This window comes from Terrabacter sp. P5_B1, assembly GCF_056400505.1.
The window spans coordinates 1-19,721 of sequence record NZ_JBFULD010000029.1 but is presented as its reverse complement, the minus strand read 5'-3'; the positions used below and the strand labels follow the sequence as shown (position 1 = coordinate 19,721).

Here is a 19,721-nt window from a genome sequence, read left to right as displayed (position 1 = left end):
CCCCGGCCAGGAGTGACCGCTTCATGGCCGCCCAGTCCCGGTCGAGAGCGAGCAGGTGGCCAACAGGACCACGGTGACCGGGTAGGCCGGCAGTTGGATCGCGTCGGGCAGCCGGTGGACATCGAGGTCGATCGCCGCAAGCACCATCATCACCCACGTCGCGATGACGTACACGGTTGCCACCAGCAACGGCCTGTCCCCAGCAAGCGTCCACCAAGTTAGGGCGCTGGCAATCGCGCCTACCGGGGCGATCCATCCGACGAATCTCCTTGGGATGGAGCGCTCCTCCTCAAGTCGGTAGCGCTGTCGGCTCATCCACGCCTGGATGACCCCGCCCGCGAGCGCTCCCGCGACCGCGACGAGGACGAGCGTGGGTGCGGTGACCATCAGGGGCCCTTCCTGCGGTGCGGCCGTCGACATTGTCTTGCGAGGCGAAAGGGACTTTTCAGGGAATCGCCCACATTATGCTCAGAACAGATCCTATGGTCCGGCCACGACGAGGAACCGGAACACCATGCCCCCGTCGGATGCGCGAGCGGGACGCGAGCAGGCCGCAGGCTGATCCCCAGCTTCAAGCGCGCCGTCAGCGATGTCGTCCCCCCTGGGAGGGCGCACACGCGCCATGTTCTTGAGGGGGCTGATTTCCCGCTGAGTACCATACTGTTCACCCGAAACGTCCAGATAGCGCGGTTTTTTTCCAGATTTCTGCAAGATTTCCCTATTTTCCGGACATGTCTGAGCCCTGCTCCTAATGTCCTACCCGTGGGGTTCACACACGGTGGGCCCCTCTGCTACGGGGAGGAACCCGAAATGACCACGCTCGCMGCGAAGATCCAGACCCGCATCMACGTCGCCAAGGACAAGTTCACCAACGAGGATGGCGCCACGGCCGTCGAGTACGGCCTGATGGTCGCCCTCATCGCCGCCGTCATCGTCGTGGTCGTCAAGGCGCTCGGTACCAAGGTCAACRYGGCCTTCACGACCGTCAACGACAACATGTGACCTAAGCGTGTAGGGGGGCCACCGCAAAACATGGCAGCCGGCGGCCGCTCACCACAGATCAATACGGCAGTGGGGGAGGGAGGGAAGATGGCAACTAGGCGCAGGGGTGCGCGGGGAGAGCGGGGGGCATCCGCCGTGGAGTTCGCCCTATTACTCCCTCTCATGCTCCTGATCATCGCGGGGATCGTCGACTTCGGTCGCGCGTTCTTCATCGACATCCAGCTTGCGAACGCGGCCCGCGAGGGGGCTCGAGCGGCGGTGGTCAGCACGTTGACCGCCGCGGACATCCAGACGCGGGCCAATGCGGCGGCCCCAGGGCTCACGCTTACGTACCCGACTCTGGTGACCTGCCCGAATGCGAGTGGCCAGGCCACGGTCAAGGTGCAGGTCCAGCTCACATGGGTGTTCCTGCGGCCCGCCGTCGCCTTCTTCGGAGGCTCGGTGCCCCCAACCCGAAACCTCTCCTCGACGGCGGTGATGAAGTGCGGCGGCTGAAGCTCTTCCCACGTCGGGTTGTTCGCGGAGAGCGCGGGGCAGTCGCAGCGATCTTCGCGATCCTGCTCGCCGGCGGTGTCGTCATGGGCATGCTGGCCCTCACGGTCGACGTCGGCAGCATCATGTTCGAGCGTCGCCAGCTGCAGAACGCCGCCGACTCCACCTCGATGGCCCTGGCCATGAACTGCGCGAAGGACACGACGAAGTGCACGCCGGCCCTCAACAAGCCCGAGATGATCAGCTTGGCGGGACTCAACGCCGCTGACGGTCTCGCGCAGCTCGCAGTGCGCGCTGACGCCCCTGACGGAATGTGCGGCCGGAATACCGGCAACCTCAACATGCCGCTCTGCGCCTCATCCGCCACGAACGCCCCCATCGCCAACCTCGCGGAGTGCCCGCCCCTGCCGAGCTCGCTCGCATCGGGCCAGGGTCTGCTCACGGCATACGTCGAGACGTATTCGCTGACGAAGTCGACGGCGACGAACAACACGATCCTGCCCAGCATCTTCAGCCGGGCCCTCACGGGTGCCTTCACCGGGAAGTCGCACACGGCCTGCGCCCGGGCCGCCTACGGTCCGGTGGCGCCGACGTCGGACACCGTCCTCGCCCTCACCATGTCGGAGTGCGACTGGACGAGCCAAACCGGCTACAGCGGCCCCGGCACGGCCACCTACCCGACCGGCCCCTCAGGGGCCTGGCCCGGCTACGACCTGACAACGCGCCCGTGGCCGGCCTTCGAGCGGGCAATCTACTCGAAGGGCAACCCGACGACATGCAACACATCCAGCCCCGGCGGTACCGCACCGGGTGGCTTCGCCTGGCTCGACACGGTGTCGGCCTCGAGTTGCCTGGCCACGGTCCCCGTCAACGGCTGGGTGCACGGCGACACCGGCAACGACGGCTGCAGTTCGCCTGACCTGAACAACTACCGCGGCACGGTCATCCACGTCCCGGTCTTCGACTGCATGGCGGCAAGCGCCATCACCATCACCGCGACGACGAACTGCAATGCCGGCTCCGGAAACAACACGTACTACCACATCTCTGGTTATGCCGCGTTCTACCTGAGCGGCTGGTGGCTCACGCAATCACAGAAGGCGAGCATCCGCCCGCCCGGTGGTTACGCGTGCGCAAACCCCGACCGGTGCATCTTCGGCTGGTTCCTCAAGGACCTCGTCACCCAGGGCGACATCGCCCCGCCCCCACCTGGTGGGACCCCCAACTACGGCCTGACTGTCGTCAAGCCCGCCGGCTGAAAAGAAAGCTTCCTGACATGAATCGTCGCATCCTCGCCATCGTCGTGGCCGTCGTGCTCGCCGTCGGTGGCGCGGCCCTGGTAGTCACCTACGCGAAGAACGCCGACGCCCGGGCCCTGGCCAGCCAGGAGCCGACGACCGTCTGGGTCGCCCAGAAGCTGATCCCGTCGGGCACGACGCTCAAGGACGCCCAGCGCACCGAACTCATCGCCGAGACGCAGGTCGCGGCCCGGGCGCTGCCGATCGGCGCCCTCCAGACGATCGACGCCGACAACAACGCACTGCTCGCACTGTCCGACATCCAACCCGGGGAGTTCCTCATCGGGTCGCGCTTCGGCGCGACGCCGATCGGCGAGAAGGCCATCGAGGTGCCGTCCGGCAAGCTCGCGGTCTCGGTCGAGTTGACCGACTCCGCCCGCGTCGGCAAGTTCGTCACGCCGGGCACGCACATCGCCATCTACTCGTCCTACAAGATCAAGGCGATCGGCGACGACCCCCGCTCGAAGGTCATCAACGACAGCGACGTCAACGGCACCGGCGTGCTGCTCGACGACGTCCAGGTGATCGGAGTCGGCGACGCGGCGCTCGCAGCGCCGAAGCAGGCAGTCGCCGCGGATGGGTCGGCGACGCCGGCACCTACCACGGCACCGAGCTTCCTCGTCACCGTGGCGGTCACCCCGGAGCAGGCCACGCGCCTGATCCACGGGATCAACGAGTACAAGCTGTATGCCGGACTGCGCGGCTCCGATGTCAAGGTCGACCCGAAGGGCCAGACCAACGACCTGACCATCTTCTCCCCGGTGTTGCCATGACCATCCTCTGGGACCTCGATCCGGGCGCGAGCGAGGCCTATCGCTTCGCCCTGGGCGGCGACGTCGAGCAGCTCCAATCAGGCCCGCGCGTAAGCCGGGCCCTCGAAGAGGATCTGACCCACCAGCTCGTCGTGATCGGCCCGGACGTCCCGCTCGAGGCGGCCTGCGAGCTCGCCGAGAACGAGCGGGTCGACCGCCCCGAGCTCGGCGTGATCCTCCTTCGTCACCGGCTCGACGTCACCGTGCTCGGCCAGGCCCTGCGCAGCGGCGTCCGCGAGGTCGTCCAGGTCGACGACCAGCCAGCCCTCGCCGAAGCCGTGCGCCGCAGCATCGCGCTCACGGCCCAGCTCGTGGGGCACAGCGCCGTCGGCGACCACGACGGTCACGTCATCACGGTTTTTTCCGCCAAGGGCGGCGTCGGCAAGACCAGCATGTCGACCAACATCGCGACGTACCTGGCCTCGACCGGAGCTCGGACGCTGCTCGTCGACCTCGACCTCATGTTCGGCGACGTGGCGATCAGCCTCCAGCTGATCCCGCAGAGCTCGTCCATCGACATCGTCGCCATGAGCGGGCACCTCGACCAGCAGGGGCTCGCCTCGGTCGTCACCAAGCACGAGGGGAGCGGGCTCGACGTGCTTGCCGCCCCAGCCGACCCGGCCGACTCGGAGCGGATCCCCGCCCACGTCGTCGTCGAGCTGCTCCGAATCGCCCGGTCGCACTACGACTACGTCGTCGTCGACACCCCGCCGGCGTTCACCGAGCAGGTCCTGGCGGCTTTCGACGTCAGCGACCTGACGCTGCTCATCGCCACCCTCGACATCCCGGCGGTCAAGAACCTCCGCATCGCGATGAGCACGCTCGACACGCTGGGGACCTCCCGCGAGGGGCGCATCATCGTGCTCAACCGGGCAGACACGAAGGTCGGGCTCAGACCCGAGGACGTTGAGGCCGCCCTCAAGCAGCCGATCTCGGCCAACGTGCCGAACAGCCTGAGCGTGCCGGCGTCGGTGAACCGCGGCGTGCCGCTCGTGCTCGACGAGCCGAGACACCCTGTGTCGATGGCGATCCGCGAGCTGGCCGACACCGAGATTCGGCAGCGCTTCGGTGAGACCCTGCAGAACGGTCACAAGCGCAACTTCAGCCTCCTGAGGAGCAGGCGATGAGCAACCTCGCAGACCGTCTCGACCGGGCTCGGCAGGCTCAGTCAAGCTTCGAGAACCCCACCGCGGCGACGACCCGAGGCCCTGAGATCAGGCGGCGCGTCGTCGACCCCTTCAGCTCGGTCAAGGAGCGCGTCCACCAGGCCCTCGTCGAGTCACTCGGCCCGCGCCTCTATGACCCGCACCTTTCGGAGGCCGAGCTCGCCGCCCAGGTGCGCACGACCCTGCAGCAGGTCATCGACTCCGAGCAGACGCCGCTGTCGCACGCGGACCGGATGAAGATCGCCCAGGACGTCTCGGACGGCATCCTCGGACACGGTCCGCTCGAGCCGTTCCTGCGTGACCTCGAGGTCACAGAGATCATGGTCAACGGGCCGGACTCGATCTACATCGAGCGCGGCGGCAAGCTCTTCCCCGTCGAGGCCACCTTCTCCGACGACTTGCACCTGCGACGGACGATCGACAAGATCGTCGGCCGGGTCGGGCGACGCGTCGACGAGGCGAGCCCGATGGTGGACGCCCGTCTCCCCGACGGCTCCCGCGTCAACGCGGTCGTGCCCCCGATCGCCCTCGACGGCTCGCTGCTGACGATTCGCAAGTTCGCGGCCGACCCGTTCAACGACCGTGACCTCGTCAGCTTCGGGACCATGACGACGGGCGTGCGCGACTTCCTCGAGTTGTGCATCCGCGGCCGGCGCAACGTCATAATCTCGGGCGGCACCGGCTCGGGAAAGACCACTACCCTCAACGTGCTGAGCTCCTTCATCCCGCCCGACGAGCGGATCGTGACCATCGAGGACGCCGCGGAGCTCCAGCTGAAGCAGGACCACGTGCTGCGTCTGGAAGCCCGTCCCCCCAACGTCGAGGGCCGTGGGGCCATCACGATTCGCGAGCTCGTCCGCAACTGCCTCCGTATGCGCCCCGACCGGATCATCGTCGGTGAGGTCCGCGACGGCGCCGCCCTCGACATGCTCCAGGCCATGAACACCGGCCACGACGGGTCCATCACGACCGTGCACGCCAACACCCCGCGCGACAGCCTCGCCCGCCTAGAGACGATGGTCCTCATGGCTGGCGTCGACCTGCCCGTCCGGGCCATCCGCGAGCAGGTCGCCGGCGCCGTCGAGCTGATCATCCAACAGTCGCGACTTAAGGACGGGTCACGCCGCATCGTCGCCGTGACCGAGGTCGTCGGCATGGAGTCCGACGTCATCACCCTCCAGGACATCTTCACCTTCGACTTCTCCGCCGGACGCGACGACGCAGGCAAGTTCAAGGGTGGACTGGTCGCGACAGGCATCCGACCTCGCTTCGCGCAGGACCTCGCGGATCTCGGCGTCGAGCTGCCTCTCCACTTGTTCGCCCGAGGGACTGCGCTATGAGGCGACCACGCGCCCGCCGCCTCATCGCCGTGCTCGCCATCGTCCTAGGCCTGGGCCCCACCTCGGTCGGCGCGGCCATGGCCGACGACCCTGTGACGGGCGGGGTGAGCAACGTCAAGACCGACGGGGCGAACATCTCTGGCGTCCTGACCCTCCGGGGCAAGGACGCCGTCCAGGTCGACCCCGGCTCGCTCAAGGCCACCATCGACGGCCAGTCGGTGCCCGCCACGATCCGCAAGATCCCCGGGCTCGAGCGCCGGGCCATGCTGGTCATCGACACGAGCGGCTCGATGGGCCAGTCCGGGATGGCGACGGTGCGCGCCGCGACGGCGAGCTACCTCCGGGCCGTGCCGCCGGACGTCCTCGTGGGCGTCGTGTCCTTCGCCAGCACAGCCGGCGTTGACCTGGCGCCGACGAAGAACCGGGCTGCCGTCCAGCGCGTTGTCAACGGCCTGGCCTCGAGGGGGAACACCAGCCTCTTTGCGGCGATGCAGAGCGCCATCAAGGCGCTCGGCGCGAATGGCGACCGCAGCATCGTCCTGCTGAGTGACGGTGCCGACACCATGGCCGGCGACAAGGCGGCGGCACGTGGATCGGTCATGTCCGGCCTCAAGGCAGCCAGCGTGCGGGTCGACGTCGTCCAGTTCCGCACGACCGACCCGGACGCCACGACCGCCCTTCGCGGCTTTGCCCTGGCAAATGGCGGCTCGGTCGTGTCCGCCGGGGACACCGCGGCTGTCGCCTCGGCGTTCCAGTCCTCGGCGAAGTCCCTCGACGCGCAGGTCCAGTTCACGATCGTCACCCCCGAGCCACTGTCCGGCGCGCATGCGCTGGAGTTGCAGGGCAAGGCCGGAAGCTCGAGCTTCGGCTTCCAGCAGTCCGTCGACTTCATCGGTGCGAGCCCGACCCTGACCCCGGCTCCCTCCGCCAAGCCGGCCGGGACGCCGAGCGGCGACACTGTCTCTGCCGCGGTCCCGTGGGCCACGTCTCCAACGACGCAGGAGAACGTCTACCCGTGGGTCGCCGCCGGCTTGGTCGCCCTCGGCGTCCTCGTGCTCGCGGGCACGTCGCTTACACCGACCCTCCAGACGAGGCGCGAGCTTCGGGTCGCGGCGATCGAGAACTACGTCCTTCCCGTGCGCACCAAGTCGCGCGCGGAGGGAAAGCAGCAACAGCAGACCGCCCTGACCGGGCAGCTCATAAACTTCGGCGAGCGGGCCATGAAGGACCGCAAGTCGACCCACGCCACGATGCAGCTCATGGACCGCGCGGACCTGCCACTGCGGGCGGGAGAGTGGTTCGTTCTGCGTGGCATCGCCGTCGTCATCGGCACTGCTGGAGGCGCGGTCCTGGCCGGGGAGGCGTACCTGATCGGGCTCGGCGTCGGCGCGGCCCTCGGGCTGCTGATCCCGCCACTGGTCCTTCGATTCCTCGCGAAGCGGCGGGCGACGGCCTTCGAGCGGATTCTGCCCGATGTCCTCATGCTGGTGTCCACGAGCCTGCGCAGCGGCTTCGGGCTCCCCCAGGCTCTCGACGCCGTCTCCCGCGACGCAGCCGAGCCGGCTGCCAAGGAGTTCTCAAGGGCGCTTGCCGAGACGCGGATCGGTACGGACGTGCCCGATGCGCTCGAGCGGATGGCCGAGCGGATGGACAGCACGGCGATGCGGTGGACCGTTATGGCCATCCGCATCCAGCGGGACGTCGGGGGTAACCTGGCGGACACCCTGCATACGACCGCGGGAACTCTGCGGGAGCGTGAGGTACTGCGCCGGATGGTGCTCGCCCTCTCTGCCGAGGGCCGGCTCTCGGCCTGGATCCTCGTCGCGCTGCCGATCGGGGTCTTCTTCTACCTCATGRCCGTCAGCCGGGAGTACGTCAGTCTGCTCTGGACAACGAGCATGGGGCTGATGATGTGCGGGATGGCGCTCGTGCTGATGGCCCTTGGAATCGTCTGGATGCAGAAGATCGTGAAGATCGAGGTCTGACATGGAAACCATCTACGTGGGCGCCGGCTTGGTCGGACTGGGAATCGTCGCGGCTGTGGTATCCCTCGTCTGGGGCTCGGGAGGCACGACCGGGGTCGCGAAGTCCCTCATGCTCATCGAGGCTCCCGTCGGGCAGAGGTCTGTGACTAAGAGCGAGCTGGCGGCGAAGGACCGGCTAGTCATGCCGATCTTCGACCAGACGCGGGCGCTCGCTATGCGACTTTCGCCCAGCGGCACGAGTGAGCGGCTCTCCACGCTCCTCGACCGGGCGGGCAACCCGGCTCCATGGACCGTCGAGCGGCTCATGGGAGCCAAGGGCGCGGCGATGATCGTCGGCATGGTGCTGGGCTTCGTCTACGGCGACTACTCCACCACCGGCTTGATGTACGGCGTCCTTGGTGGGATCGCCTTCTTCTTCCTGCCAGAGGCTCTGATCTACAACGTCGCCCTCAAGCGTCAGGAGAAGACGTCGAAGGGGCTGGCAGACGCTCTGGACATGCTGACCGTCTGTGTTGAGGCCGGGCAGGGATTCGACGCGGCCCTGATGCAGGTGGCCCGCAACATTGAGGGGCCCATCTCCGGCGAGTTCGCCCGAGTCATCTCGGAGATCCAGCTCGGTAAGTCCCGCGGGGAGTCGTTCGCCGGGATGGGTGACCGCGTCACCCTTTCGGAGGTCAAGAACTTCACGACCGCGCTTGTGCAGGCGGACCGACTGGGACTCCCGATAGCCGGGGTGCTCCGCGAACAGTCCGTGGCTATGCGTACTGCGCGGCGTCAGAAGGCGGAGGAGAAGGCGCAGAAGGTCACGGTTAAGATCCTCTTCCCCCTCATGGTGTGCATCCTCCCTGCGCTCTTCGTCGTCGTCATCGGCCCTGGTGCGATCAACATGATGGGCATGTTCGACGGCATGAGCGGCGGTTGACTGAGCAGCACGGCGCTGGGTTCTTCCTTCCAGTTCGTTGCGCTGGCCAGAGCCCGTGATCGGCGCATGTCACCGGATGAGGAACTCCTGAGTCGTAGCTGAGGCACGAGTCGACCCCCGAGGGAGCGCTTCGCAACCTTTCTGGTCACTCCGTCGGTCCCATGTTCGTGCTGTGTGGTCAGGCCGTGGCTAGCCGCCGGGCCGAGCGCTACCTGACACGCGGTGGCGCCTCTAAGCCGGCTCGAATCTCTGGGAGACGCACCACTTCTCGGGGCCGTGGCCTGGCTTGGGAGTGCTGTCGACCTTCTGTGCCTTTTCTGGAGCAGCCGGAGCTTCTCCCGACCCGTCGTCGCGGCAAGCCCCGATAAGTAGGCGTGCATTGGCGGCCCTCCTCGCGTCGCCCTTTTGTAATGCCCGCCGCGGTCGCCTTCGCCGTGCCAAACACGGCGGTCAGACGAGCCCACTCGGTCTTTCCTACGGTCCTAGATGCTCAGATCGCGCGCCTTCCGGCCGGCACCGTGTGCTCAACGACTTCGTCTCAACCTCACGGTGCCGGGGATCGAGGAGGCCGTCGCCGCCGACGACATCAGGGACACGGTGGAGGCGGGACTAAGTCTCGAGGTCAAGGCCGCCACGGTCGGGGCCGCGCGCCTCTCGGAGCGCAGCCCTGGCTGTCACCATCGCTGTCGAGCTCGGCAATGGCCGGCGTGCACGACGCGCCCCGGGCTCACTGCGCCGTACCGCCGCCCGAACGTCAAGGCCCTGGGACGCCATCCTCTGTAACGCGCAGGTCGTGACGGAGGTGAGCCGCCGCCGGGGCCTCCCGGAACCGGCGCTGATACTCGGCGACATCGCGCGTTGCTGATCGCAAAGATGGCCCGCGCCTCCTATGGTGCGGAGCGCGGCCCAATGGGGAGAGAACCGACTAATCGGGCACTGGCACAAGCCGACTCGGTGAGGTCCTATGTTTGACCCACCGGTCGGGGGACCGGTGACATTGGCATCGGTGGGGGAACGACATGAACAATCAAGAGGGGTGGCTCTACGTCGGGGACGGGTGGCTGCGCTACCGCGACCCGGACGGCTGGACCGACGAGTACCTGTCAGCCGAGCTGGTCCGCGGCAAGGACTGGCCGCCACCACCGCCCGAAGGGCGGTCGGCTGGTGTTGTGACAGGTACGGCTGCGCTGCCGTCAGAGGCACCTTCGTCACGCGTCCGCGGCCGATGGCACCTCGGACGCCATCGCGCCCGGGCCTGACGCCGGGCGCAGGGTTGTCCTATAGGCCGCGCGGACGGCATACGCAAGGTTGTGGGACCTTCGCGGCAGCCCGCGAGGACTAGCCTCTATCGCGCAGCTCCGCCCACCAGGCCGAAGCGGCGGCACGGCCGCGACGGCCTAGTAGCTCGTCGCTCCTGAACCGCGGCCCAGGAGAGCAACGGCGGGTTCGAAGGTTGCTCGATAGGGGGCCGTCGTCCGGAGGGCCCAGCGGAGTCGGTGCCTGCGTGGCAGCGACCTAGATCTCCGTGGTCGCCCAGGCGCTCGGCCCGGTGGCAGCGTTCGAGCGCACGCGCCAGTAGACGGTGCCCTCGGGAAGCAGCGAGGTCGGCACGACCTGCCGGTCGTCGTGGTCTTGGTGAAGAGTGTCGGGCTGAAAGCGGATGTCGAAGCCACTTGCATGTCGTAGCTCGGCGCGTCGGCAACGCGGTTCCAGGCAAGGACCGGTGACGGGAAAGCATCCGGCCCTCGGGACGGCGTGAGAGCGTTCGGCGCGTTCACTGCGCTGGTTGTGGTCGACAGGGCAGCGAGCCCCGCCGCAGCCACCACTACCGCCAAGGCCGCTCGAACGACCTGAGTGCTCCTGCGGCGCACCTCGACTCCGGTCGTGTGTGTATAGGACGTCCTCGGGAAGGCCACGTGAGACCGCTGCCCCCGGTCGGAGGCCCGGGCGGGCTAGGGTGGGCGCTCTGGGAGGCCCCCTACCGTCTGGAGAGACCCCGTCATGGTCGAGAGCACCGAGTCCGCCAACTATGCCGAGCGCTTGCGCGCCCTCCAGGGCGCGTGGTGGAAGCGGATCCTGCCCGTTCAGCTGCCGTATCGCCTCAACCTCAAGCGCCAGCACCTTGGCCGGACGCTCGACATCGGCTGCGGGATCGGACGCAACCTCATGTCGCTCAGTGCCGACTCGGTCGGCGTCGACCACAACGCGCACGCGGTCGCCCAGGCGAGGAGCGGCGGCCTGCGCGCCATGACGGTCGAGGAGTTCGAGGCGAGCGACGAAGCCCGGCCGGCGTCGTTCGACGCCTTGCTCGTTGCGCACGTGCTCGAGCACATGGACGAAGAGGCCGGCCGGGGCCTGCTGCGCTCCTACCTGCCCTACCTGCGGCCCGGCGGCGTCCTCTTCGTCATCTGTCCTCAGGAAGTGGGCTACCGCAGCGACCCCACGCACGTGCGCTTCGTCACGGGTGAAGACATCGAGCGCCTGTGCCGGGAGGTGGGCCTGACCCCGCAGCGCTCCTACAGCTTCCCCTTCCCCCGTCCCGTGGGGAGGGTCTTCATCTACAACGAGTTCTGCGTCCGGGCGACCCTCGACGGCCCACCCAGCTGACACGGCCGCCGTCGGCGAAGCCCACCAGCTGTTGAAGCGGCGATCGCTCTGATCCGGCGAGATCCCTTGGTCTGGTTCAGGTCCGGTCGCGAAGTTCTGCCCACCAGGCCGCTGCGGCGGCGCGGCCGCGACGGCCTGACTGCTCGTAGACCGAGCTGAGGTGCTTGCGCACGGTGCGCTCGGTGATGCCGAGGCGACGGGCGATGCGCACGTTCGTCCAGCCGGCGGCGGCGAGGGTGAGCACCTCCGCTTCACGCTGCGTGGGGCGGTAGTCGGCGCTCAGCGCCGCCGCCGGCAGCAGCGCCGGAGCGATGGAGCCGTTCGTCGGCTCGGGGTGCTCGGTGCGGAGCACGGCCGTGGTGGCCTCGAGGGCCGCCCGGAAGGTCAGCGCTGCCACGAGGGGCCGTTGGATCTGTTCGATGAGGTCGATGTCGTCCGGTCGGAAGTCCGTATGCGTGCGGTGGGCTCCGAGGAACGTGACACCCGTGGGCGACTGGTGCAGCATGACGGCGATCGGGTAGCGCCCGTCGGCATGTCCGTGCATGCGCTCGTAGACGTCGGTGTGCCAGAAGTCCCGGATCGACACGAGGTCACTGACCCTGGTCGCCTGGGCGGTCGAGAGCGTGAGGATCGCTGGGTGCTGGTCGGCGACCTCCGCTGCGAGGCGGGCCATCTCGGCGGTGACGGGGCGCGACCCGTGCACCTCGGCGGAGACGTCGATGCCGCCATCGCCGAGGTTCAGCCGCGTCAGTCCGACTCCGGCGTCGGCGCGCAGCACGGCCATGACGTCGGCCAGCAGCGGCAGCAAGGGGTCACCGCGTGCTGCGGCCACGGCGAGGTCGCGCGCCGTGGCCGCAGCCGCCACTCGTCGCAGGTCCGCCACCTGGTCTCCTCCCGCGGAGTCGCCCGCGCCTGGACATCAGTCGTCGTCGTCGGCTCGGTCACGACAGGCGTCAAGGTGTCGGAAGAGACACTCGTGCAGTGATGGAGCCGCTCATCACAATGGCACGAAGAGGGACATCCGTGGCAGAAATGGCAGGGCCCGGCAGTGGGAGGCCGAGCGTTGCCGAGCCGCAGTGAAGGGTGTCGCCGGGACAGGGGTGGCAGCGCGTCAGGCACTCTCGCGAGAGGGTGCCTGACGGGCTGGGGGCCGGGACCGTCAGTCGCGCTAGCCCTTGCGGTGGGACTTCGCCGGGCCGGAACGGCTGCCCCGCTCCTGCGACTCGCTCAGCTCGATGAGCTGGCCGGAGATGCGGGTCGACTGCAGCTTGTCCCACGTGCCCGGCGGGAGGGTCGCGGGCAGCTCGACCAGCGAGTGGTCGGCGCGGATGTCGATGTGCCCGAAGTCCTGCCGCCCGAGGCCGCCCTCGTTGGCAAGGGCGCCGACGATCTGTCGCGGCTCGACCCGGTGGCGTCGGCCCACGGCGATCCGGTAGGTCGCCATGGGGCCGGACGAGCCGCGGCGCGGCCCCCGGTCACTGCGATCACTGCGGTCACCGCGGTCACCGCGGTCCGACCGCGAGCCCCGATCGCCCCGGTCATCACGGCGATCACGGGAGCCACGGTCGTCGAACGACCTTGCGGGACGGACCTGGTCGGGATCGAGCAGCATCGGCTCGTCGCCCTGCAGCACGACCGCCAGCGCCGCAGCCACGTCGGCCTCCGGCACGTTGTACTCGTTGACGTAGTGCGCCACGACGTCGCGGAAGGCCTCGATCTTGTCGGTCGAGAGGGCGGCGGTGATGGCGTCGTCGAAGCGGGTCAGGCGCGTGGCGTTGATGTCCTCGACGCTCGGCATCGTCATCGGGACGAGTGACTGGCGCGTGGCCTTCTCGATCGCCTTGAGCAGGTGGCGCTCTCGCGGCGTGACGAACGAGATGGCGTCACCGCTGCGGCCCGCGCGGCCGGTCCGGCCGATGCGGTGCACGTAGGACTCGGTGTCGGTCGGGATGTCGTAGTTGACGACGTGGCTGATGCGGTCGACGTCGAGTCCGCGCGCGGCGACGTCGGTGGCGACGAGGATGTCGAGCTTGCCCGACTTCAGCTGGTCGACGGTGCGCTCGCGCTGGTTCTGCGCGATGTCACCGTTGATCGCCATCGCCGAGAAGCCCCGCGCTCGAAGCTTCTCGGCGAGAGTCTCGGTCTCGTTCTTGGTGCGGACGAAGACGATCATCCCCTCGAAGTTCTCGACCTCGAGKATGCGCGTCAGGGCGTCGACCTTCTGCGGGTAGCTCACCGTGAGGTAGCGCTGCGTGATGTTCRGCGCCGTCGACGTCGTCGACTTCACGGTGATCTCGACGGGATCCTGGAGGTACTTCTTCGAGATGCGGCGGATCTGCGCGGGCATCGTCGCCGAGAAGAGCGCGACGTGCTTGTCGTCCGGGGTGTCGGCGAGGATCGTCTCGACGTCGTCGGCGAAGCCCATCTTGAGCATCTCGTCGGCCTCGTCGAGCACGAGGAAGCGCAGCTCGCTGAGGTCCAGCGTGCCCTTCTCGAGGTGGTCCATGATGCGGCCMGGGGTGCCCACCACGATGTGGACCCCGCGGCGCAGCGCACTCAGCTGCACGCCGTACGCCTGCCCGCCGTAGACGGGCAGCACGTGCACGCCCTTCATCCACGCGGCATACCGCTCGAACGCCTCGCACACCTGCAGGGCGAGCTCACGCGTGGGGGCGAGGACGAGCGCCTGCGGCTTCTTCTGCTTGAGGTCGAGCTGGCTGAGGATGGGCAGCGCGAAGGCAGCAGTCTTGCCGGTGCCGGTCTGCGCGAGCCCGACGACGTGGCGTCCTTCGAGGAGCGCCGGGATCGTCGCGGCCTGGATCGGCGACGGGTACTCGTAGCCGACGTCGCGCAGCGCCTTGAGCACCTTCTCGTCGAGGCCGAGGTCGGCGAAGCTCACCTGGTCGGACGTGGTTGCCTCCGCTGTGTTCGCCGCATCCACGGCGGGCTCGGGCGTTTCAGACTGCATGCTCTGCTCACTCACCCCCCTGACGGTAGTGCGTCGGGTGGGGTGCGCGACATTCCTCCCCCGGGCTGCGGTCAGGCGCTGGCGCCGACGGGCTCATCGACCTTGGCGGCCAGCGAGTCGAGAAGTGCACCGAGCTCGGCGCGGCGCTCGTCGGTGACGTCGAGCTCACCCGTGGGGGAGACGTCCTGGGTGAAGACGAGACCGGTCGCCCCGACGACGTCCGCCCGGACGTGCTCGAGGACCTTCGTGAGGTCCGCGGTGGCGTCGCTCGCGCCGTTCCAGCCGTAGCCCACGAGCGCGATGGGCTTGGCGTCCCACTCGGCGAAGAGGTAGTCGATGGCGTTCTTGATCGGTGCCGGGAAGCTGCGGTTGTACTGCGGCGTCACGACGACGATCGCGTCGGACTCGAAGACCTTCGAGGCCCAGTCCTTGGTGTGCGGCTTGGCGTAGTTGCCGTTGCGCGGCATGTCCTCCTCGTCGAAGAACGGCAGCGAGGACAGGTCGAGCAGCTCGACCTCCCACTCGCTCGCGGGTGCCTGGGCGGCGACCCACTCGGCGACCTTCGGGCCGATGCGGCCGGGGCGGGTGCTGGAGACGACGATACGAAGTTGCTTCACGCTTCAACCAACTATCACGGGTGGGCGCGCATTCCAGCCACGTCCCGCTCGCCGTGTGGCCCGGCTCACACCGGATCGCGTATGCCGTCCGCCGCCTCGTGCGTGCGGGGTCAGTCCTGGGCCGCCCGCCTCTCGAGCGCCTCGACGCGGGCCACGAGGTCGGCGTCGACCAGCGCCTGGAGGTGGGTTTCGAGGCTCGAGTGCCTTGATGGGGGAGTGGACGACGGAGCGGTTGGTGACTGGCGCGTGCCGGCCAGTGCCTGCCGGACGAAGGTACGGGCGAGGGTCGACGGGCCCACGCCGACCTCGGTGGCGCGGGCGGACAGCGCGTCGAGCTCCTCTGCGGTGAGACGGACGGACAGGACCTTCGTGCGGTCGGCTCCGCGAGGTGTGTCGGTCATCAGGCTGCTCCTGCTGTGTGACGAAGTCATGCGTTGTCAGTGGTCGACTCTATCGTGGTTGTCATGAGCACAGCACCCGCCGACCTCGAGTCCGAGAGCCTCGTCGACGTGCTGCGCTCCATGGCTCAGACGCTGCGCGACCTGACGCGCGACTTCCCCACCTGGGCCTTGGCGGAGGGTGACGTGGGTGAGGTCATCGGGCAGGCGCAGGCCGTGCGCGAGCTCAGCCACTCGCTCACCGCGGTGTTGGCGCGCGAGGCGGACTCCCGTGGCCTGGGAGCCGAGGAGGGGCTCTCGCGCACCGACTGGCTCCGCCTGCAGGCCGGCGCCGGGCTCGCGGGCCACGGCAGCGGTGGTGGGCTCGACGGGCCCGCCGCCGTGGCGCTGACCCGGGTCGGTGCCGCGATGAACGAGCCCCGGTGGGCAGCCCTGGCCGCCAGGGTCGCGGCCTCGGAGGTGCCGGTCGGGCACGCCGCCGCGATCATCCGCTTCCACGACGACGTCGCCCGCATCGCCGACCCCGAGCACCTCGACGCGATCGTTCAGTCGATGGTCGAGGCGAGCGATGTCCTCACCGATCGTGAGCTCGGCCGGCTCATCGCACACGCCCGCGCCACGCTCAAACCGCCCTCCGAGCGCGAGTCCGAGGAGGCGGGGCTGCGGTTGGGCCGATCGTTCCGCAAGGTGCGTTCGTGTGCCGGGTTCACCGTCTTCGAGCTGCGCCTCGACCCGGAGGGGGCCGCCATCGTCGAGGCGGCCATCGACCGGCTGTCGCGACCCCGTCCCGACCTCGCATCCGACCTCGCATCGGACCGGAACGGCGCGGAGAGCTCCGCTACCGAAACGCGCCCCAAGAGTGATGGGTGCGAGGGCCGCACCGACCCTGTGGTGCGAGAGAAGGATCCGCGCACTGCAGCCACGCGCCGGGCCGACGCGCTGCTCGAGATCATCGGCCGCGGCGTCGCCGCCCCCGAGGGCGTCACCCGCTCCCCGCGCGCGACCCTGGTCATCACCATGTCCCTCGAGGCGCTGATGGACGCCCTGCGAGGTGTCGGCATGCTCGACACCGACGCGGCGCTCTCACCGTCGGCCGTGCGACGTCTTGCCTGCGAGGCCGGCATCGTGCCCATGGTCCTCGGTGCGGAGTCCGAGGTCCTCGACCTCGGCTACACCCGGCGCCTCTTCACCCCGGCTCAGCGCCGGGCGCTCGCCGCCCGCGACCAAGGCTGCAGCTACCCCGGCTGCACCGTCCCGCCGATGTGGTGCGAGGCCCATCACGTCACCCACTGGCTCCACGGCGGACCGACCGACCTGGACAACGGGGCCCTGCTCTGCGGCCGGCACCACACTGTGGTCCACCAGCGCAGCCTGACCGCCACCGTCACCCCGACCGGTGTCACCTGGCACGTCTAGCTCCCCCGCCCCGCACCTCGCCGGCAACGGCGGGGTCAGCGGCATGGGTGCCGCAGGCGCCGTCCGGCGCGGGGGGGGTGGGCGCGCCACGCCAAAACCGCGTGCCCCTCATCGAGAGGAGGCGCGCCATGCACTCCGCCCGCCTCCCCACGAGAGGGAGGCGGGCGGCCTACGTGCTCTGGCGGCCGGGGACCGCGCGCGAAGGTCAGGCGGTCAGCTGGCCGACATGCCCGTCTTGATGAGGTCCATGACGGAGCTGTCGGCCAAGGTCGTCACGTCGCCGACCTCGCGGCCCTCGGCGACGTCGCGCAGCAGGCGGCGCATGATCTTGCCGGAGCGGGTCTTCGGCAGCTCGCTGACGATCATGATCGAGCGGGGCTTCGCGATCGGGCCGATCTCCTTGGCCACGTGGTTGCGCAGCTCCTGGACGAGGTCCTTGCCCTCGCCCGGCTCGTCGGCCTCCTCGACGAACTCCTGGCGCAGGATGACGAAGGCGCACACGGCCWGGCCGGTCGTCTCGTCGTTGGCGCCGACGACCGCGGCCTCGGCGACCTTCGGGTGCGAGACGAGCGCTGACTCGATCTCGGCCGTCGAGAGGCGGTGGCCCGAGACGTTCATGACGTCGTCGACGCGACCGAGCAGCCAGATGTTGCCGTTCGCGTCGTACTTCGCGCCGTCGCCGGCGAAGTAGTACTTCTCGCCGAACCGGGACCAGTACGTCTCCTTGTAGCGCTCAGGGTCGCCCCAGATGCCGCGCAGCATCGCCGGCCACGGCTTCGTCAGCACGAGGTAACCCACCTGCTCGGGCGTCGTGAACGGCTGCCCCTCGTCGTCGAGGATCTCGGCGCTGATGCCGGGGATCGGCTTCTGCGCCGAACCGGGCTCGAGCGTCGTGACACCGGGCAGCGGGCTGATCATGATCGCGCCGGTCTCGGTCTGCCACCACGTGTCGACGATCGGGGCGCGGCCGCCGCCGATGTGCTTGTGGTACCAGAGCCACGCCTCTGGGTTGATCGGCTCGCCGACCGACCCGAGCAGGCGCAGCGAGCTCATGTCGAACTTCGCCGGGATGTCGGCACCCCACTTCATGAAGGTGCGCACGGCCGTCGGKGCGGTGTAGAGGATCGTGACCTTGTAGTCCTGGATGATCTCCCACCAGCGGCCCTGGTGCGGGGTGTCGGGAGTGCCCTCGTACATCACCTGGGTGACGCCGTTGGTGAGCGGCCCGTAGACGATGTACGAGTGGCCGGTGACCCAGCCGATGTCGGCGGTGCACCAGTAGACGTCGGTGTCGCGGTGGACGTCGTGGACGACGGCGTTCGTGTACGCCGCCTGGGTCAGGTAGCCGCCGGTCGTGTGGAAGATGCCCTTCGGCTTCCCCGTGGTGCCCGAGGTGTAGAGGATGAAGAGCGGGTGCTCGGCCTCGAACGACTGGGCCTCGTGGGTCGGGTCAGCCTTCTCGAGCGCGTCGTGCCACCAGACGTCGCGGTCGTTCCAGGCCGTGTCCTGCCCGGTGCGCCTGACGACGAGCACGTGCTCGACGGACGTGTCGCCGTGGTCGAGCGCCGCGTCGACGGCCGGCTTGAGGGCCGCGGGCGCGCCGCGTCGGTAGCCACCGTCGGAGGTGATGACGACCTTCGCCTCCGCGTCGTTGATCCGCGAGTGCAGCGCCTCGGCGGAGAAGCCGCCGAAGACGACGGAGTGCGGCGCGCCGAGACGGGCGCACGCGAGCATCGCGACCGCGGCCTCGGGGATCATCGGCAGGTAGATCGCGACGGTGTCGCCCTTGCCGACACCAAGGTCGGCGAGGGCGTTTGCCGCGCGCTGGACCTCGGCGTGCAGGTCGGAGTACGTGATGTCGCGGGTGTCGCCCTCGGGCTCACCGACGAAGTGGATGGCCACCTTGTCGCCGCGTCCGGCCTCGACGTGGCGGTCGACGGCGTTGACGCACGCGTTGAGCTCACCGTCGGCGAACCACTTCGCGAAGGGCGGGTTGCTCCAGTCGAGCGACTGAGTGAAGGGCTTGCTCCACGTCACGTAGGTCCGGGCCTGCTCGGCCCAGAAGCCCTCGWAGTCGGCATCCGCCTGGTCGTAGAGGTCCGCAGCGCCGTTCGCCTGGGCGGCGAAGTCGGATGGTGGCGGGAAGGTCCGGCCCTCGTGGACAAGGTTCTCGAGCGGCTCTTTGGTCACGGTGACACCCTTTCGCATCGACGGTGGTGCGGTCGCGCCGCCCGCACGGTCTTCGGCAGTCCCTGGCAGGGTCGACGTCGTTGGAACAACTCATACTCAGGCTAGTTCGCGCTGGACGGCCGTAGTGAGGAGGGTCTCATCCCTACCGGTCAGTAGTCCGGCGAGCGGTCCCGCATCGCGGGCGAGCGGTCCAGCCTCGGACCGCCCGACCCGGGCGTACGGCATACGCCCCCGGAGCCAAGCGGCGGGCGCCCGGGTGTCAGGCCATCCGGACGCGCTCGTGGGACGAAGATGAGGTGTGACCGACCGGACCTACCGCCTCGTCGTCCGCGCGGGCCTCGTCGTCTTCGCGGTCCTCGGCCTGCGCGTCGAGGCGCGCGGCGCGGAGCACCTCCCGCGAGAGGGCGGTGCCGTCCTCGCCAGCAACCACGTCGGCTTCCTCGACTTCCTCTTCGTCGGTCTCGTCGGCCGCCGGCGCGGCCGCTTCGTGCGGTTCCTCGCCAAGCAC

General features: G+C 68.9%; 18 protein-coding genes. 12 read left to right on the top strand and 6 right to left on the bottom strand.

Translation table 11 applies throughout. From position 1 onward, the window contains the following. Positions 1–21: 21 nt before the first annotated feature. A complete protein-coding gene (locus AC1DP0_RS04030; protein ID WP_478082595.1) occupies positions 22–387 on the bottom strand; it encodes a hypothetical protein in 366 nt (121 codons plus the stop codon). 423 nt (positions 388–810) lie between these two features. Here AC1DP0_RS04030 and AC1DP0_RS04025 point away from each other — a divergent pair, with 423 nt between their 5' ends. The 10 genes from AC1DP0_RS04025 (at position 811) to AC1DP0_RS03980 (ending at position 11,624) form a co-directional block, all read left to right on the top strand. Continuing rightward, positions 811–1,002, top strand: a complete 192-nt coding sequence (locus AC1DP0_RS04025; protein WP_478082594.1) for a Flp family type IVb pilin — start codon at positions 811–813, stop codon at positions 1,000–1,002. 30 nt (positions 1,003–1,032) lie between these two features. After that, the gene (locus tag AC1DP0_RS04020) at positions 1,033–1,497 is read left to right on the top strand and encodes a TadE/TadG family type IV pilus assembly protein (protein WP_478082593.1); all 465 of its coding nucleotides are present in this window, start codon (positions 1,033–1,035) and stop codon (positions 1,495–1,497) included. Continuing rightward, positions 1,485–2,753 (top strand): pilus assembly protein TadG-related protein, encoded by a 1,269-nt coding sequence (locus AC1DP0_RS04015; protein WP_478082592.1) that lies wholly within the window; start codon positions 1,485–1,487, stop codon positions 2,751–2,753. Before AC1DP0_RS04020 ends, AC1DP0_RS04015 begins: the two co-directional genes overlap by 13 nt. Positions 2,754–2,770: 17 nt before the next feature. Continuing rightward, positions 2,771–3,565 (top strand): RcpC/CpaB family pilus assembly protein, encoded by a 795-nt coding sequence (locus AC1DP0_RS04010; protein WP_478082591.1) that lies wholly within the window; start codon positions 2,771–2,773, stop codon positions 3,563–3,565. Continuing rightward, positions 3,562–4,731: a CpaE/TadZ family protein gene (locus AC1DP0_RS04005; protein WP_478082590.1), complete on the top strand. Its 1,170-nt coding sequence runs from the start codon at positions 3,562–3,564 to the stop codon at positions 4,729–4,731. Before AC1DP0_RS04010 ends, AC1DP0_RS04005 begins: the two co-directional genes overlap by 4 nt. Then, positions 4,728–6,110: a CpaF family protein gene (locus tag AC1DP0_RS04000; RefSeq protein ID WP_478082589.1), complete on the top strand. Its 1,383-nt coding sequence runs from the start codon at positions 4,728–4,730 to the stop codon at positions 6,108–6,110. The genes AC1DP0_RS04005 and AC1DP0_RS04000 overlap by 4 nt, the downstream gene beginning before the upstream one ends. Next, positions 6,107–8,095 carry a type II secretion system F family protein gene (locus tag AC1DP0_RS03995; protein ID WP_478082588.1) on the top strand — a complete coding sequence of 663 codons (1,989 nt, stop codon included), beginning with the start codon at positions 6,107–6,109 and terminating at the stop codon, positions 8,093–8,095. The genes AC1DP0_RS04000 and AC1DP0_RS03995 overlap by 4 nt, the downstream gene beginning before the upstream one ends. A gap of 1 nt (position 8,096) precedes the next feature. Further along, positions 8,097–9,017, top strand: a complete 921-nt coding sequence (locus tag AC1DP0_RS03990; protein ID WP_478082587.1) for a type II secretion system F family protein — start codon at positions 8,097–8,099, stop codon at positions 9,015–9,017. Positions 9,018–10,036: 1,019 nt separating this feature from the next. Next, complete coding sequence (locus AC1DP0_RS03985) at positions 10,037–10,276, top strand: hypothetical protein (protein ID WP_478082586.1); 240 nt, start codon at positions 10,037–10,039, stop codon at positions 10,274–10,276. Between the two features lie 742 nt (positions 10,277–11,018). After that, positions 11,019–11,624 (top strand): class I SAM-dependent methyltransferase, encoded by a 606-nt coding sequence (locus AC1DP0_RS03980; protein ID WP_478082585.1) that lies wholly within the window; start codon positions 11,019–11,021, stop codon positions 11,622–11,624. A 76-nt stretch (positions 11,625–11,700) separates the two neighbouring features. Here AC1DP0_RS03980 and AC1DP0_RS03975 read toward each other — a convergent pair whose 3' ends face one another. From AC1DP0_RS03975 to AC1DP0_RS03960, 4 genes are all read right to left on the bottom strand, one after another. After that, complete coding sequence (locus AC1DP0_RS03975) at positions 11,701–12,507, bottom strand: helix-turn-helix domain-containing protein (RefSeq protein ID WP_478082584.1); 807 nt, start codon at positions 12,505–12,507, stop codon at positions 11,701–11,703. A gap of 285 nt (positions 12,508–12,792) precedes the next feature. Beyond that, positions 12,793–14,592, bottom strand: coding sequence for a DEAD/DEAH box helicase (locus tag AC1DP0_RS03970; RefSeq protein WP_478082596.1), 1,800 nt, complete (start codon positions 14,590–14,592; stop codon positions 12,793–12,795). Between the two features lie 71 nt (positions 14,593–14,663). Beyond that, entirely contained in the window at positions 14,664–15,209 is a 546-nt protein-coding gene (locus tag AC1DP0_RS03965) for an NADPH-dependent FMN reductase (protein WP_478082583.1), read from the bottom strand. Positions 15,210–15,319: 110 nt separating this feature from the next. Next, positions 15,320–15,610: a hypothetical protein gene (locus tag AC1DP0_RS03960; protein ID WP_478082582.1), complete on the bottom strand. Its 291-nt coding sequence runs from the start codon at positions 15,608–15,610 to the stop codon at positions 15,320–15,322. A 63-nt stretch (positions 15,611–15,673) separates the two neighbouring features. On the opposite strand from AC1DP0_RS03960, the gene AC1DP0_RS03955 reads away from it, so the two are divergent. After that, a complete protein-coding gene (locus tag AC1DP0_RS03955) occupies positions 15,674–17,023 on the top strand; it encodes an HNH endonuclease signature motif containing protein (protein ID WP_478082581.1) in 1,350 nt (449 codons plus the stop codon). A 213-nt stretch (positions 17,024–17,236) separates the two neighbouring features. Here AC1DP0_RS03955 and acs read toward each other — a convergent pair whose 3' ends face one another. Further along, entirely contained in the window at positions 17,237–19,231 is a 1,995-nt protein-coding gene (acs, locus tag AC1DP0_RS03950) for an acetate--CoA ligase (protein ID WP_478082580.1), read from the bottom strand. A 280-nt stretch (positions 19,232–19,511) separates the two neighbouring features. On the opposite strand from acs, the gene AC1DP0_RS03945 reads away from it, so the two are divergent. Then, positions 19,512–19,721 (top strand): 1-acyl-sn-glycerol-3-phosphate acyltransferase (locus AC1DP0_RS03945; protein WP_478082579.1); only part of this gene is annotated, 210 nt, incomplete at its 3' end.

Bases quoted from the DNA above. Each gene is read 5' to 3' on its own strand.
- AC1DP0_RS04030 (WP_478082595.1), bottom strand. From the start codon at position 387: ATGGTCACCGCACCCACGCTCGTCCTCGTCGCGGTCGCGGGAGCGCTC.
- AC1DP0_RS04020 (WP_478082593.1), top strand. From the start codon at position 1,033: ATGGCAGCCGGCGGCCGCTCACCACAGATCAATACGGCAGTGGGGGAG.
- AC1DP0_RS04010 (WP_478082591.1), top strand. From the start codon at position 2,771: ATGAATCGTCGCATCCTCGCCATCGTCGTGGCCGTCGTGCTCGCCGTC.
- AC1DP0_RS04005 (WP_478082590.1), top strand. From the start codon at position 3,562: ATGACCATCCTCTGGGACCTCGATCCGGGCGCGAGCGAGGCCTATCGC.
- AC1DP0_RS04000 (WP_478082589.1), top strand. From the start codon at position 4,728: ATGAGCAACCTCGCAGACCGTCTCGACCGGGCTCGGCAGGCTCAGTCA.
- AC1DP0_RS03990 (WP_478082587.1), top strand. From the start codon at position 8,097: ATGGAAACCATCTACGTGGGCGCCGGCTTGGTCGGACTGGGAATCGTC.
- AC1DP0_RS03985 (WP_478082586.1), top strand. From the start codon at position 10,037: ATGAACAATCAAGAGGGGTGGCTCTACGTCGGGGACGGGTGGCTGCGC.
- AC1DP0_RS03980 (WP_478082585.1), top strand. From the start codon at position 11,019: ATGGTCGAGAGCACCGAGTCCGCCAACTATGCCGAGCGCTTGCGCGCC.
- AC1DP0_RS03960 (WP_478082582.1), bottom strand. From the start codon at position 15,610: ATGACCGACACACCTCGCGGAGCCGACCGCACGAAGGTCCTGTCCGTC.
- AC1DP0_RS03955 (WP_478082581.1), top strand. From the start codon at position 15,674: ATGAGCACAGCACCCGCCGACCTCGAGTCCGAGAGCCTCGTCGACGTG.